Here is a 14,162-nt window from a genome sequence, read left to right on the forward strand (position 1 = left end):
GGCGGATGCCCCCGGTGGCGCCCCCGCCACGCTCTAGACTCCCCGCGCCGATGCTGTCGCTGCACTTCTCCAACCGTTTCGAAGCCCTGGCCGCGCTGCTGGGCGCGCGCCTGGCCGTGCCACGCGAGGACCTGTTCGTCGCCGACGAGATCGTCGTGCCCAGTGCCGCGCTGCGCCGCCGGCTGACGCTGGAGTTCGCCCAGGTCGAAGGCGTCTGCGCGCACCTGCGTTTCGACTACCTGGCGCAATGGCTGTGGCGGCAGATCGCCGCCGTCGTGCCCGGCATCGACGCCGAACGTTCGCCATTCGCGCCCGAGGTGCTGGCCTGGCGCGTCTGGCGCGCCTTGGGCGACCGCGACTGGGTCGGCGCCCACCCGCGCCTGGCCGGTTACCTGGCGCAGGCCGACGAGGTGATGCGCTGGGAGCTGGCCGAACGCATCGCCGCCACCGTCGAGCAGTACGTCACCTACCGCCCCGAATGGCTGGCCGAGTGGCTGGCCGGGCGGCCGGTGGCCTTCCCCGGCGGCGCGGCGCCGGCCGACGCCGCCTGGCAGGCCGATCTGTGGCGGCGCGTCGTCGCCGAGACCGGGGTCTCCGGCCGCCACCCGATCGAAGGTTTCATCGACACGCTGTCCGGCCCTGGCGGCGCGGCGCGGGCGCGCGAAGCCGGGCTGCCCGAGCGTGTGCACGTCGTCGCGCTGCCGACCATGCCCCCGCTGCACGCGCGCCTGCTGGCGGCGCTGGGGCGGGCGATCGAGGTCGAGGTCTATCTGCTCAACCCCTGCCGCGAGTACTGGTTCGAGCTCGTCGACCCGCGCCGCCTGGCCTGGCTGCAGGCCGCCGGACGCGACGCCGGCCACGAGGTCGGCAACCGGCTGCTCGCCGGCTGGGGCAAGCAGACCCAGGCCCAGATCGACGGACTGCTCGACGCCGCCGGCGACGCCGTCGTCGACGAGCACCTGTTCGTCCGGCCGCCCGAGCACACGCTGCTCGGCCGGCTGCAAGGCGCGATCCTCGATTCGGTCGAACTCGAGCCGGGCTCGGCCGCCGACCTGGCCGGCGAACGCAGCGTCGAGTTCCACGTCGCGCACTCGCGCACCCGCGAGCTGGAAGCGCTGCACGACCGGCTGCTGGCCTTGTTCGCCGCCGACCCCACGCTGACGCCCGGCGACGTGCTCGTCGTCACGCCCGACCTGGAAGCCACCGCGCCGCTGGTCGACGCCGTCTTCGGCACCGTGCCGGCCGAGCGCCGCATCCCCTACGCCGTCACCGGCCGCGCGCGCAGCGGCCAGGACCCGGCGGCGCGCGCGCTGCTCGCGCTGCTGTCGCTGGCCGCCTCGCGGGTCGCGGCCAGCGAGCTGTTCGCGCTGCTGCAGCAGCCGGCGGTCGCGCGGCGTTTCGGCCTCGACGAAGCGGCACTGGAGCGGCTGCACGGCTGGCTGCTCGCCAGCGGCCTGCACTGGGGCCTGGACGCCACGCACCGCGCCGGTTTCGACCTGCCGGCCGAAGCCCGCCACACGCTGGCCGATGCGCTGGACCGACTGTTCCTCGGCCACGCCTTGCCGGCCGGCGCCGAGTCGCCGTTGCCCGGGCTGCTGCCGGCCGGCGACGCCGAAGGTTCGGCCGCGGCGACGCTGGGCGCCTTCTGGCGTTATGCCGAGGCGCTGCGCTGGCTGCAGGCCGAGAGCGCCCGCCCGCGCCCGGCCGCCGCCTGGGCGCGGCTGCTGCACGCCGCGCTGGACCGTTTCGTCGCCCCGGCCGGCGACGAGCTGCCGGCGCTGCGTGAACTGCGCGGGACGATCGCACGCCTGGCCGACGACGTCGCATCCGGCGCCGGCGCCACGACGGCGCTGCCGCTGGCCGTGCTGCGCCGAGCGCTCGAAGCCCGGCTGGACGACCCGGCGCGCGGCGGCGTGCCGTCGGGCACGGTCAGCTTCTCGGCGATGAGCAGCCTGCGCGGCCTGCCCTACCGCGTCGTCTGCGCCGTCGGCCTGGACGACGGCGCCTTCCCGACGACCGCCCGCCCGCCCGAGTTCGACCTGATCGCGCTGGCGCCGCGGCGCGGCGACCGCCAGCGCCGCCACGACGAGCGCAACGTCTTCCTCGACCTGCTGCTGGCCGCGCGCGAACACCTGCACCTGAGCTGGCGCGGCCGCAGCGTGCGCGACAACGCGCCGCTGCCGCCGTCGGTGCTGGTCGCCGAACTGCTGGAGCTGCTGGCCGCGGCCACGGCCGAGGATCCGGAGGACCCGGGCTCGGTGGCGGCGGCGCGCCAGCGCCTGGTCGTCGAACACCCGCTGCAGTCCTTCGCGCCCGAACTCTTCGACGCCGAAGCCGACACCCGCCGGCGCAGCCACGACGCCGAACTCGCCGCCGCGCTGCGCGCCGGCGCGACGGCCGCGGCGCTGCCGCCGGTCGCCGAGGCCGAGGTCGGCGACGACGAAAACGAGGAAGCCGACGCCACGCCCGACCCGGCCCTGCCCTTCTTCACCACGCCGCTGCCACCGCCCGGCCCCGAGTGGCGCACGCCGACGCTGGCGCAGCTGGTCGAGTTCTTCCGCCAGCCGGTGCGCCACCTGCTGCGCCGGCGGCTGCAGATCGCGCTGCAGTTCGACGAGGCCGCGCTGGAGGACGACGAGCCGCTGGTCGCCGATGCGCTGGCGCGCCGCGCCTTCGCCGAACGCCTGCTGCCGCCGCTGCTGGCGGGTCTCGACACCGAGGCCGCGCTGCGCCGCGCCGAAGCCGGCATCGAGCTGCCGTCGGGCACGCTGGGCCGCTGCCAGCGCGACGCCGAGTTCGCGCGTGTCGCCGGCTTCGCCGAACGCGTGCGCGCGGCGCTGGCCGAGCCGGTGCTCGACGCCCAGGGCGCCGAGCTGGACTTCGATCTCGACGGCGAACGCTGGACCGTCGCCGCCGGCTTCGCCGACTTGCGCGCCAGCGGCCTGGTGCGCTGGCGCTGGGGCGTGCTGCGGGGCGCCGACCTGCTCGAAGCCTGGCTGCACCACCTGGTGCTGGCCGCCGCCACGCCGCCCGGCGTCGCGCCGCGCACGCGCTGGCTGCTGACGAATGGCGAGCTGCTGCTGCGTGCGCCCGAGGCGCCACGCGAGCAGCTGGCGACGCTGCTGCGCCTGTACCGGCGCGGCCTGGCCGAGCCGCTGCGGCTGTATCCCAAGACCTCGCTGGCGCTGGTGCGCGACGGCGCCGCCGCGGCGCTGAAGTGCTGGACGCCGGGTGAACGCACGCCGTATGCCGAAGGCGGCGAAGAAGCGATGCGCCTGGCCTGGCGCGGCCGCGAGGCCGAGGCGCTGGCCGGCGACTTCGAGCAGCTCGCGCACACGGTCTTCGGCCCGCTGCTGGCGCATGCCGAGGGGAGCGCGCTCGAATGACCGCCGTCACCGCGCGTCCGCTGGACGTCTTCGCCTGCCCGCTGGACGGCATCGCGCTGGTCGAGGCTTCGGCCGGCACCGGCAAGACCTGGAACCTCTGCGGCCTGTTCCTGCGCCTGCTGCTCGAACGCCGGCTCGAGGTACAGCAGGTGCTGGTCGTCACCTTCACCAACGCCGCCACCGCCGAGCTGCGCGAGCGCATCCGCGCCCGTCTGGTCGACGTGCTGGCCGCGCTCGACGGCCGCCCGGCGGCGCTGGCCGACCCCTTCGTCGCCGGGCTGCTGGACGCGCTGCGCCGGCCCGAGCTCGGGCTGGACGACGCCGAGATGCGCGCCCGCGTAGCCCGCGCGCTGCAGACCTTCGACGAAGCGGCGATCTTCACGATCCACGGCTTCTGCCAGCGTGCGCTGGCCGACGCGCCCTTCGCCTCGGCGATGCCGCTGCGCCAGGAACTGGCCGACGACGGCGCGCTGGTGCGCGAGATCGTCTTCGACTTCTGGCGCCGCCACGTCGCCGCCGACACGCTGCCGGCGGGTGTCGCCGAGCTGCTGCTCTCGCGCGGCGACACGCCCGAAGCCTGGGTCGAACTGGTGCGCCGGCGCATCGCCAAACCGCTGGCGCGCCTGGTGTGGCCGGCGGTGCTGGACGAACCGGTGGCCGCCGACACGACGGCGCTGGAACGCGCCTTCGACGAGGCCCGCCGGCTCTGGCGCACCGAGCGCGAGACCGTGCTCGCCGCCGTGCACGAGGCGCTGCCGCGGCTGCCCGCCAACCGCTACAAGCCCGACAGCGTCGCCACCGCGGCGCGCTGCTGGGACGAGATCGCCGCCGCGCCGTCGGCGCTGCTGGCGCCGTCCGACAAGCTGCTGGACAAAGGCAAGGCCGCGCTGCTGGGCGCCGCGAAGCTGCAACCGAAAAAAGGCCTGGCGCCGCCGGCGCCGCACGCCTTCTTCGAAGCCGCCGACGCGCTGCTCGAAGCGCTGGCCGCGGCGCGCGCCGCGCTGGAAGTCGAACGCCTGCGCCTGGTGCGCCGGCTGCTCGAAGACGCGCCCGAACGGCTGCGCGCGCTGAAGCGTGAACGCCGCGTGCTGGCCTTCGACGACATGCTGCAGAACCTGCACGAGCGCCTGACCGGCGGCGCCTGCCCGCAGCTGGCCGCGGCGCTGAAGGCGCGTTTCCCGGCGGCGCTGATCGACGAGTTCCAGGACACCGACCCGCTGCAGTGGGCGATCTTCGAAGCCGTCTACGGCGCCGGCGACGCGCCACTGTTCCTGATCGGCGACCCCAAGCAGGCGATCTACAGCTTCCGCAACGCCGACCTGAACACCTATCTCGCGGCGCGGCGCAGCGCCACCGCGAGCTGGACGCTGGCGCAGAACCAGCGTTCGTCCGAGCCGCTGCTGGCGGCGCTGAACGGCCTCTTCGGCCACCAGCCGCGCGCCTTCATGCTCGACGGGCTGGACTACCAGCCGGTCGGCTACGGCGCCAAGCCGCGCGCGGCCTTCGCCGACCGCGGCGCCGAGCGCGCCGCGCTCGAACTCTGGTCGCTGCCGCGCGACGACGAAGGCCAGCCGCTGGCCAAGAGCGTGGCGATGGCGCGTGCCGCCGAGGCCTGCGCCGCCGAGATCGCGCGCCTGGTCGACGCCGGCCGGCGCGGCGAAGCGACGCTGGCCGGCCGTGGCCTGGCCGCCGGCGACATCGCCGTGCTGGTGCGCAGCCACCGCCAGGGCGCGCGCATGCGCCAGGCACTGGCGGCGCTGGGCGTGGCCAGCGTCGAGCTGTCGCAGGCCAGCGTCTTCGCCAGCCGCGACGCCGAAGACCTGGAACGCCTGCTCGGTGCGGTGCTGGAGCCGGCCAACGCCGCGCGCCTGCGCGCCGCGCTGGCCACCGAGGCGATGGGCTTCGACGCCGCACGCATCGCCGCGCTGGCCGACGACGAGGCGGCGCTGGCCGAGCTCGTGCAGCGTTTCGCCGCCTACCGCGAGACCTGGTTCACGCGCGGCGTCGCGGTGATGCTGCGGCGCTGGACGCAGGACGAAGGCGTCGCCGCGCGGCTGCTGTCGCGCGCCGACGGCGAACGCCGCATGACCAACTGGCTGCACCTCGCCGAATGCCTGCAGCGCGCCGCCGAGACCACCACCTCGCCCGAGGCCTTGCAACGCTGGCTGCACGACGAGCGCCGCGCGCCCGGCGGCGACGAAGAGGCGCAGCTGCGCCTGGAGTCCGACCGCAACCTGGTGCAGATCGTCACCATCCACAAGAGCAAGGGCCTGGAGTACCCGGTCGTCTTCTGCCCCTTCGTCTTCGACGGCCACGCCGGGCCGACCGGCGGCGGCGAGAGCCGCGAGCTGCACGACGCCGCCGGCCGGCAGCTCTGGGTCTTCGGCGACGCCGAGGTCGAGCCCGGCAGCGACGAACGCGCCAAGGTCGAGCAGGCCGCCGAGACGCTGCGCCTGCTCTACGTCGCGCTGACGCGTGCGGTGCACCGTTTGGTGCTGGTGGTCGGGCCTTACGCGGTGCGCCAGTCGGCCGCAGAGAGCACGAAGGCGTTGCTGAACTGGTTCGTCGCCGACGGCCAGGAAGAGCCCGCCGACTGGCTGAAAGGCAAGCGCACGCCCGAGGGGCTGGACGCCGCCTGGTCGGCCTTTGCCGCCACGCACGCGCAGACCGTCGCGCTGCGTGAACTGCCCGCCGCGCCGGGCACGCCGCTGACGGCCGAGGCCGCCGACCCCGAGGCCATCGTCGCGCTGCCGGCGCCGGCCGTGCCGCCGGCCTGGTGGATCGGCAGCTACAGCAGCCTGACCCAGGGCCTGCGCCACGAAGGCGCCGCCCAGGACCGCGACGAGGCCCAGCGCCCGGCGCGCCGTGCCGCGCCGGCGGCGCTGGCGGCCGACGACGTGCTGCGTTTCCCGCGGGGCGCGGTGGCCGGCGAATGCCTGCACGCGCTGTTCGAGCACGCCGACTTCGCCGACGCCGCACGCTGGCCCGAGGCCGCGGCGCGTGCGCTGGCCGCGCACCCGCCCGAAGCCGAGGCCGACGCCGGCCGGCTGGCGCCGATGCTGGAGACGCTGCTCGCCGACGTGCTGGCGACGCGGCTGCCGGGCGGCGTCGTGCTCGGCGACGTGCCGCCGGGCAGACGCCTGGCCGAGCTGGAGTTCACGCTGCCGGCGCCCGCGCTGGCCGCCGACGCGCTGGCGGCCGTGCTGCGCGAAGCCGGCCTGCCGGTGCCGCCGTTGGCTTTCGGCACGCTGCGCGGTTATCTGCGCGGCTTCATCGACCTGGTCTTCGAGCACCGCGGCCGCTGCCACGTGCTCGACTGGAAGTCCAACCACCTGGGCTGGACCGCCGCCGACTACGGCCCCGAGCCGGTGGCACGCGAGGTCGCCGCGCACGGCTACCAGCTGCAGGCGCTGCTCTACCTGGTCGCGCTGCACCGCTGGCAGCGTGCGCGCCGCGCCGGCTACGACCCCGAGCGCCACCTCGGCGGCGCGATGGTGCTGTTCGTGCGCGGCCTGCGCCCGGGCTGGCGCAACGCCGACGGCAGCCCTGCCGGCGTCTGGGCCTACAAACCCAGCGTCGCGCTGATCGAGCGCCTGTCGGCGCTGTTCGACGCCGTGGAGAACGCCTGATGAGCCGCCGCCGCCCCCGCGACGAGAGCACGCTGCCGCTGTTCGCCGACGAACCGGCGCCGCCGCCGGTCGTGGCCCCGCCGCCCGAACCGGCGCCCGACGCCGGCTGGGTCGAAGACCTGCCCGCCGACGCCCTGCCCGACCTCGACGTCTTCTTCGACGAAGACGGCGGCGTGATCGACGTCGTGCCGGAGCCCGAGACGCCCGAAACGGCGGACGAGACGCCGGCCCGCCCCGAAACACCGGCCGAAGCGCTGGCCGCCGGGTTGGCAGCACACGTCGAGGCCTGGTCGCGCCGCCTCGGCGCCGAGGCCGACGATGCCCACGCCGCCGGCCGCGCCGCCGAAGCGCTGTCGCGTGCCACCGCGGCCGGCCACGTCTGCCTGATGCTGGACGAACTCGACGGCGAGCCCGGCGACTGGCGCGCCCGGCTCGAAGCTTCGTGTGTCGTCGGCCCGGCGCACGCGCCCGGCGCCGCGCCGCTGGTGCTCGACGCCGACGGCCGGCTCTACCTGCAGCGCGACTTCGACCACGAGCGCCGCCTCGCCGCACGGCTGAAGGCCGCGGCGCGGCCGGTGCCCGGCGCGCTGGACGCCGGCGCGCGTGCGCGGCTGGCCGAACTCTTCGCCGCCAACACCAGCACGGAGGAGGCGCCCGACTGGCAGCGGGCCGCCGCCGCGCTGGCGCTGCGCCAGCGTCTGGCGGTCATCAGCGGCGGCCCGGGCACCGGCAAGACGACGACCGTCGTCGCGCTGCTGGCCTGCCTGCTGGCCGACGACCCCGAGGCACGCATCGCGCTGGCCGCGCCCACCGGCAAGGCCGCGGCGCGCATGACCGAGGCGATCCGAGGGCGCGCCGCGCAGCTCCCCGAGGCGATCCGCGCGCGGCTGCCGCAGGAAGCGAGCACCGTGCACCGGCTGCTGCGCGCCGGCCCCGACGGCTTCTTCCACGGCGCCGAGCGTCCGCTGGCGATCGACGCGCTGGTCGTCGACGAAGCCTCGATGCTGGACCTGGCGCTGGCGCGCCGGCTGCTCGACGCGGTGCCGGCGCACGCGCGCATCGTGCTGCTCGGCGACAAGGACCAGCTCGCCGCGGTCGAGAGCGGCGCGGTCTTCGCCGAACTGAGCGCCGACACGACGCTGACGCCCGGCTGCCGGGCCGAGCTCGCCGCGGCTTGCGGCGTCAGCCCCCAGGCGCTGCGGCCGCCGCCGGCCGCCGCGCCGGCGCTCGCCGACAGCGTGGTCTGGTTCCGCCGCACCTTCCGTTTCGCCGCCGACTCGGGCATCGGCCGGCTGGCCACGCTGGTCAACGGCGGCCGCGCCGACGAGGCGCTGGCCTGGCTGGGCGCCGGCGGCGACGCTTCGGTGCAGTGGCTGGACGACCGCGGCGCCGAACCCGGCGCGGCGGTGCGCAACGCAATCGCCGCCGGCTTCGCGCCCTACGTCGACGCGCTGCGCCGCGACCCGCAGGACGCCGCCGCGGCGATGCGCGCCTTCGATGGCTTTCGTGTGCTCTGCGCGACACGCGACGGCGCACGCGGTGTCGCCGGCGTCAACGCGCTGGCCGCGGCCCAGCTGCGCCGCGCGCTCGGCGCCGCACCCGGCGCCTGGTACCCGGGCCGGCCGGTGATGGTGCGCCGCAACGACTACGTGCTGCGGCTGTTCAACGGCGACATCGGCCTGGCGCTGCCCGACGCCCAGGGCCGGCTGGAAGTCGTGTTCCCGGCGCCCGGCGGCGGCTGGCGCCGCGTCGCGCCGGCGCGGCTGCCGCCGCACGACACGGCGTTCGGCATGACGGTGCACCAGTCGCAAGGCTCGGAGTTCACCGACCTGCTGCTGCTGATGCCCGATCGCCCGCTGCGCGCGCTGACGCGCGAACTGCTCTACACCGGCATCACACGCGCCCGCCAGCGTGTCACGCTGGCCGGCCCGGCCGCGGCGCTGTCGGCCGCGGTGCGTTCGCCGACGCGGCGCCGCTCGGGCCTGGCCGCCCGCCTGCACGAACTCGACATCCCATGACCACGCTGATCCACACCGCCGACTGGCAGATCGGCCGCCAGTACGGCGGCTTCGAACCCGAGGACGCCGCGGCGCTGGCCGACGCACGTTTCGCCGCCGTCGAGCGCATCGCGCGCCTGGCCGCCGACGAGCAGGCCGACGCGGTGCTCGTCGCCGGCGACGTCTTCGACGCGCAAGGCGTCTCGGCACGCACGATCCGCCGCCTGTTCAACGCGATGGAGCCCTTCGCCGGCCGCTGGGTGCTGATCCCCGGCAACCACGACGCCGCGCTGGCCGAAGGCGTGTGGCGCCACGCACTGCGCCTGGGTGTCGTGCCGGCGAACGTGAAGCTGGCGCTGGAGCCCGGCGTCGTCGAACTGCCCGAGCAGCGCGCCGCGGTGCTGTGCGCGCCGCTGACCCAGCGCCACACCTACACCGACCTCACCGAGCCCTTCGACGGCTGGACCACGCCCGAAGGCTGGCTGCGCCTGGGGCTGGCGCACGGCGCGGTGCAAGGCCTGCTGGCCGAGGACATCGACTCGGCCAACCCGATCGCGCCGGATCGCGCCGAACGTGCGCGCCTGGACTACCTGGCGCTGGGCGACTGGCACGGCGCCAAACGCATCGGCGAACGCTGCTGGTACGCCGGCACGCCCGAGCAGGACCGTTTCAAGGACAACGGCGCCGGCCAGGTGCTGCGTGTGCGCATCGCCGGCCCCGGCGCCGTGCCCGAGGTCGAGGCGCTGCCGCTGGGCCGCCACCGCTGGCGCACGCTGGAGCGCCGGCTGGCCGTGCCGTCCGACGTCGAGGCGCTGGTCGCCGAACTCGCCGCCTGCGGCGCCGACGAGGTGCTGCAGCTGACACTCGCCGGCACGCTGGACCTGGCCGGCCGCGCCCGCCTGGACGAAGCGATTGCTGCCGCCGAAGCGCGGGTGCGTGCGCTGCGCTGCGAGCGCAGCGGCCTGCGTCTGGCGCCGACCGCCGAAGACCTGGCCGCGCTGCACGCCGACGGTTATCTCGGCGAGGTGCTGGCCGAGCTGCGCGAGGCCGACGGCCCGGTCGAGCAGGAGGCGCTGGCCGTGCTCGCCGGCCTGCTGGCCGGGCGCGAGGAGGCCGCGGCATGAAGCTCACCCGGCTGCGTGTCGCCGAGCTGCGGCGTTTCCGCGACCCCTTCGAGATCACCGGCTTCGCACCCGGCCTGAACGTATTCGCCGCACCCAACGAGAGCGGCAAGAGCACGCTGGTGCGCGCCATCCGCGCCGCCTTCTTCGAGCGCCACCGCTCCAGCGGCGCCGAAGACCTGCGGCCCTGGGGCGACTCGGCCGCGGCGCCGACCGTCGAACTGGACTTCACGCTCGGCGGCACCGACTACCGCCTGACGAAGAGCTTTCTGCAGAAGAAACGCTGCGAACTGGTCGCCGGGGCGCGGCGCTGGGAAGGCGCCGAGGCCGAGGACCACCTGGCCGAGCTGCTGGGTTTCGAGTTCGCCTCGCGCGGCGCGAGCGACGAGAAGCACTGGGGCATCCCCGGGCTGCTGTGGGTGGAACAGGGCACGACGCAGACCATCGAAGGGCCGGTGGAACACGCCGCGGCGCATCTGCAGCGGGCACTGAACGCCTCGCTCGGCGAGGTCGCGGCGACCGGCGGCGACGAGGTGCTGGACCGTGTGCGCCTGCTGCGCCGCGAGCTGCTGACCGCCACCGGCCGGCCGACCGGCGCGCTGGCCGAGGCCCAGCGCGCCGCCGAAGAGAGCGCCGAGCGTGTCGCCGAGACCGAAGCCGCGGTGCACCGCCACGCCGAGCAGGTCGACCGGCTCAAGCGCCTGCGCGACGAACACGAGGCCGAGACACGCGAGGCGCCGTGGAAGGCCTTGCGTCAGCAGCTCGCCCAGGCCGAAGAGGCGCTGGCCGCCGCCGACGGCCTGCAGCGCGAGCACGAAGCCGCCGCCGCGACGCTGCGCCAGGCCGACGGTCTGGCCGGGCTGCTGCGCCAGCAGATCGCCGACGAAGCCCGGCGCCAGCAGGAACTGGCGACCCGCGAGAACACACGCGCCCAGGCCCGGCACCGCCACGAAGCCGCGGCCGGCGCCGAAGCCGTCGCCCGCCAGGCGCTGGCCGCCGCCGAGACCCGCTTCGCCGCCGCGCGCGCGGCGCTGGCGCTGGCACGCCAGGAGCAGACCCGCGCCCAGCTCGGCCGCGACCTCGCCGCCGCCCGCCAGGCCGCCGACAGCGCCGCCGCGACACTCGAACGCGCGCGCGCCGAAGCTCAGCGCGCCGCCGCGCTGCGCCGCGAGGCCGAGGCGCTGGCCGTGCCGCCCGCCGAGCTGAAGACGCTGCGCCAGCAGAGCCAGCGCCTGCACGAACTCGGCATCCGCCAGGACGCGGTCGCCACCCGGCTGGCCTTCGAGCTGCAGGCCGACGCCGGCGTTGCGCTCGACGGCGCGCCGCTCGTGGGCCAGGGCGAACGCCGGCTGACCCAGGCCGCGACGCTGTCGCTGCCCGGCGGCACGATCACCGTCGTGCCCGGCGGCGAAGACCTGGCGGCGCTGGTGCGTGAACACGCCCGCCTAGCCGACGAACGTGCCGCCTTGCTGCAGCGCCTGGGGCTGGCCTCGGCCGACGAGGCCGAAGCGCGCGCCGCGGCGCATGCGCTGAAGTCGCAGGAAGCCGCCGGCGCCAGCCAGGCGCTGGCGCTGCTGGCGCCGCACGGGCTGGACGCGCTGGAAGCCGAGCTGTCGCGCGCCCAGGCGCGCCGCGCCGAAGCCGAACAGGCGCTGGCCGCGCTACCGCCGGCGCCCGCGGCCGCAGCGCCGGCCGTCGCCAGCGCCGAGGCCGAAGCCACGGCGGCCGAACAGGCGCGTGCCGAGGCCGCGCGCCAGGCCGAGGCGCGCCAGCGCGAACGTGCCACCGCCGAAGCCGAGCACCAGGCCGCCGAACGTGAGCACCAGGCGCTGGCCGCGGCGCTGGCCGACCCGGCGCGCGCCGAAGCCCAGCGCCGCCAGCAGCTCGCGCTGGCCGACGCCCAGGCCCAGCAGGCCGCGGCGCAGGCGCGGCTGGAAGCAGTGCAGACACGCATCGCCGCCGCGCGCCCGGACATCCTGCGCCAGGACGTCGAGCGCCTGCGCCGCAGCGCCGACGAGGCCGAACGCGCCCACCGCGCCCGCGAACTCGAAGTCGCGCGCCTGGCCGCCGAGCTCGCCGCCGTCGGCGCGCAAGGCCTGGACGAACAGCTGGCCGGTGAACGCGCCGCCGCCGGACACGCCGCGCGCCGCCGCGACGAGCTGCAGCGCCGCGCCGACGCACTGGACCTGCTGGCCACCAAGCTCGAAGCCCGCCGCCAGGCGCTGACGCGCCGGTTGCAGGCACCGCTGCAGAAACACCTGGACCACTACGCCTCGCTGCTGTTCCCGGCCGGGCGGCTGGAAGTCGGCGAGAGCCTGCGCCCCGAGGTGCTGGCGCGGCCCGGATTACGCGGCGAGGAGCGCGGCGCCTTCGAGACGCTGTCCTTCGGCGCGCGCGAGCAGCTCGGCCTGGTCTGCCGGCTGGCCTACGCCGACCTGCTGCGCGAAGCCGGGCGGCCGACGCTGGTGATCCTCGACGACGCGCTGGTGCACACCGACGCCGAGCGCCTGGAGCGCATGAAACGCATCGTCTTCGACGCCGCGCAGCGCCACCAGCTGCTGGTCTTCAGCTGCCACCCGGCGCAGTGGCGCGACCTGGGCGTGCCGGTGCGGCGGCTGGACACGGCGGGCTGAGACGATGTCCCTGCCCCCGCTGTCGCACCACGAGATCCTGGCGCTGGTCGCGCCGCTGTCGCGCCGCGGCTGCCGCGTCGATCTGGCGGCCAGCGACCGCCTCGCGCGCCGCCTGGTCTTCCGCGCTGCCGAGCACGCGGCCACCGAGTCGCTGCCGGCGATCCACGACCAGCTCGAACTCGATTGCAGCGCCGAAGGCCGCTTCAGGTTGGCGCGCGTGCTGACGATGGCCGGCGCACGCGCCCGGCTCGAAGCCGCCGGCGCCGACGCCGGCGAGCTGCACGACCGGCTGATGGCCGTCGCGCCGCAGCGCGCCTTCAGCGCCGGCGAGGGCTGGACCGTGGCGCGCGACTACGCGGTCGACGGCGACGGCGAAGACGGCCTGGTGCTGCAACGCGGCGTCGCGCGCATCGCCGGCGTGCTGACGCTGACGCTGGCGCTGCCGGCGGTGCGCCGCATGTCGGCCGAGCTGACGCTGGCGGCCACCGGCGGCCACGAGCTGGAGCTGCCCGAAGACCTGCTCGCGGTGCTGGGCTGGAACTGGGCGCCGCTGGCGCGCAAGCCCGGCGGCTGGGAGAGCCGGCTGCGCGTGCCGGGCAGCATCGCCCAGCGTTGCCGGCGCGCCGAGGCCGAGCTGGACCGCGCCGCCGCCCACCTGGCGCAGACGCTGGCCGAGCCGCCGGCGCGATATCACGAACGCCTGGCCGCAGCGCGCTGGGTCGCGGCCTTCCGGCGCGCGATCCCGTCGCTGACCGCGGTGGCGCTGGTCGCCACCGTCGCGCTGATGCCGCACGGCGGCGACGACCGGCGCGAGCCGGGGCTGTGGTTCGTGCTCTACCACCTGCCGACGCTGGTGCTGGCGCTCAGCTTCTGCGTGCAGGAGATGCCGCGTTTCGAGATCCCGCCGCTGCCGCGGCGTTCGGCGGCGGCCGACTGGCGGCGCGCGCCGCGGCCGGCGCGCGCCTGAATCAGCGCCCGGTCGTCGGCGCCGACGCCGCCGAACCGCGGCCGCGAGGCGTCATCGCCTTGTCGGCCGGGCTGCCGACCCCCGGCGGCTGGCCGGGCGTCGAGCCGGTCGAGGGGTCGGCCGGCATCGTCGACATGTCGCCGGGCTGGGTCCCCGGCACGCCGCTGGCCGGCACCGCGGCCTTGTTGCCGTCGCTGGAGGTGGCGCCGGGCGGCAGCGTCGACGGCGTCGTCTCGCTGCCCTGGCGCTGGCCGGTGGCGGCAGGGTCGGTGGCGTCGCCGGCCGGGGCCTGGGCGGCGGCCAGCGACGTGGCGGTGGCCAAAGCGGCCAGCAGGGCGGCTGCATGAAGTCGGGTCATCGTCGTCTCCTCGTGTCCGCGGTCGAGCGCGGGGCCCCGGCGCGGCAACCCGCGTTCCGCCCTCGGGCACG

The 14,162-nt window shown here is 76.3% G+C and carries 7 protein-coding genes; 6 read left to right on the plus strand and 1 reads right to left on the minus strand.

From position 1 onward, the window contains the following. The first annotated feature begins 50 nt into the window (after positions 1 to 50). From recC to RGE_RS18350, 6 genes are read left to right on the plus strand one after another with little or no spacing between them, the layout of a single operon-like run. Positions 51 to 3,386, plus strand: a complete 3,336-nt coding sequence (gene recC, locus RGE_RS18325; RefSeq protein ID WP_014429945.1) for an exodeoxyribonuclease V subunit gamma — start codon at positions 51 to 53, stop codon at positions 3,384 to 3,386. Next, positions 3,383 to 7,015, plus strand: a complete 3,633-nt coding sequence (gene recB / locus RGE_RS18330; protein ID WP_014429946.1) for an exodeoxyribonuclease V subunit beta — start codon at positions 3,383 to 3,385, stop codon at positions 7,013 to 7,015. Before recC ends, recB begins: the two co-directional genes overlap by 4 nt. Further along, positions 7,015 to 9,033 carry an exodeoxyribonuclease V subunit alpha gene (gene recD / locus RGE_RS18335; RefSeq protein WP_014429947.1) on the plus strand — a complete coding sequence of 673 codons (2,019 nt, stop codon included), beginning with the start codon at positions 7,015 to 7,017 and terminating at the stop codon, positions 9,031 to 9,033. Before recB ends, recD begins: the two co-directional genes overlap by 1 nt. Next, positions 9,030 to 10,136, plus strand: coding sequence for a metallophosphoesterase family protein (locus RGE_RS18340; protein WP_014429948.1), 1,107 nt, complete (start codon positions 9,030 to 9,032; stop codon positions 10,134 to 10,136). Before recD ends, RGE_RS18340 begins: the two co-directional genes overlap by 4 nt. Further along, positions 10,133 to 12,766: an AAA family ATPase gene (locus RGE_RS18345; protein ID WP_014429949.1), complete on the plus strand. Its 2,634-nt coding sequence runs from the start codon at positions 10,133 to 10,135 to the stop codon at positions 12,764 to 12,766. Before RGE_RS18340 ends, RGE_RS18345 begins: the two co-directional genes overlap by 4 nt. 4 nt (positions 12,767 to 12,770) lie before the next feature. Further along, the gene (locus RGE_RS18350) at positions 12,771 to 13,733 is read left to right on the plus strand and encodes a hypothetical protein (protein WP_014429950.1); all 963 of its coding nucleotides are present in this window, start codon (positions 12,771 to 12,773) and stop codon (positions 13,731 to 13,733) included. A 1-nt stretch (position 13,734) separates the two neighbouring features. On the opposite strand, the gene RGE_RS18355 is transcribed toward RGE_RS18350, so the two are convergent. Continuing rightward, entirely contained in the window at positions 13,735 to 14,091 is a 357-nt protein-coding gene (locus tag RGE_RS18355) for a hypothetical protein (protein ID WP_014429951.1), read from the minus strand. Between the last annotated feature and the right edge of the window lie 71 nt (positions 14,092 to 14,162).

The organism is Rubrivivax gelatinosus IL144 (genome assembly GCF_000284255.1).
GTDB lineage: Bacteria > Pseudomonadota > Gammaproteobacteria > Burkholderiales > Burkholderiaceae_C > Rubrivivax > Rubrivivax gelatinosus_A.

Bases quoted from the DNA above. Each gene is read 5' to 3' on its own strand.
- recC (WP_014429945.1), top strand. From the start codon at position 51: ATGCTGTCGCTGCACTTCTCCAACCGTTTCGAAGCCCTGGCCGCGCTG.
- recB (WP_014429946.1), top strand. From the start codon at position 3,383: ATGACCGCCGTCACCGCGCGTCCGCTGGACGTCTTCGCCTGCCCGCTG.
- recD (WP_014429947.1), top strand. From the start codon at position 7,015: ATGAGCCGCCGCCGCCCCCGCGACGAGAGCACGCTGCCGCTGTTCGCC.
- RGE_RS18340 (WP_014429948.1), top strand. From the start codon at position 9,030: ATGACCACGCTGATCCACACCGCCGACTGGCAGATCGGCCGCCAGTAC.
- RGE_RS18345 (WP_014429949.1), top strand. From the start codon at position 10,133: ATGAAGCTCACCCGGCTGCGTGTCGCCGAGCTGCGGCGTTTCCGCGAC.
- RGE_RS18350 (WP_014429950.1), top strand. From the start codon at position 12,771: ATGTCCCTGCCCCCGCTGTCGCACCACGAGATCCTGGCGCTGGTCGCG.
- RGE_RS18355 (WP_014429951.1), bottom strand. From the start codon at position 14,091: ATGACCCGACTTCATGCAGCCGCCCTGCTGGCCGCTTTGGCCACCGCC.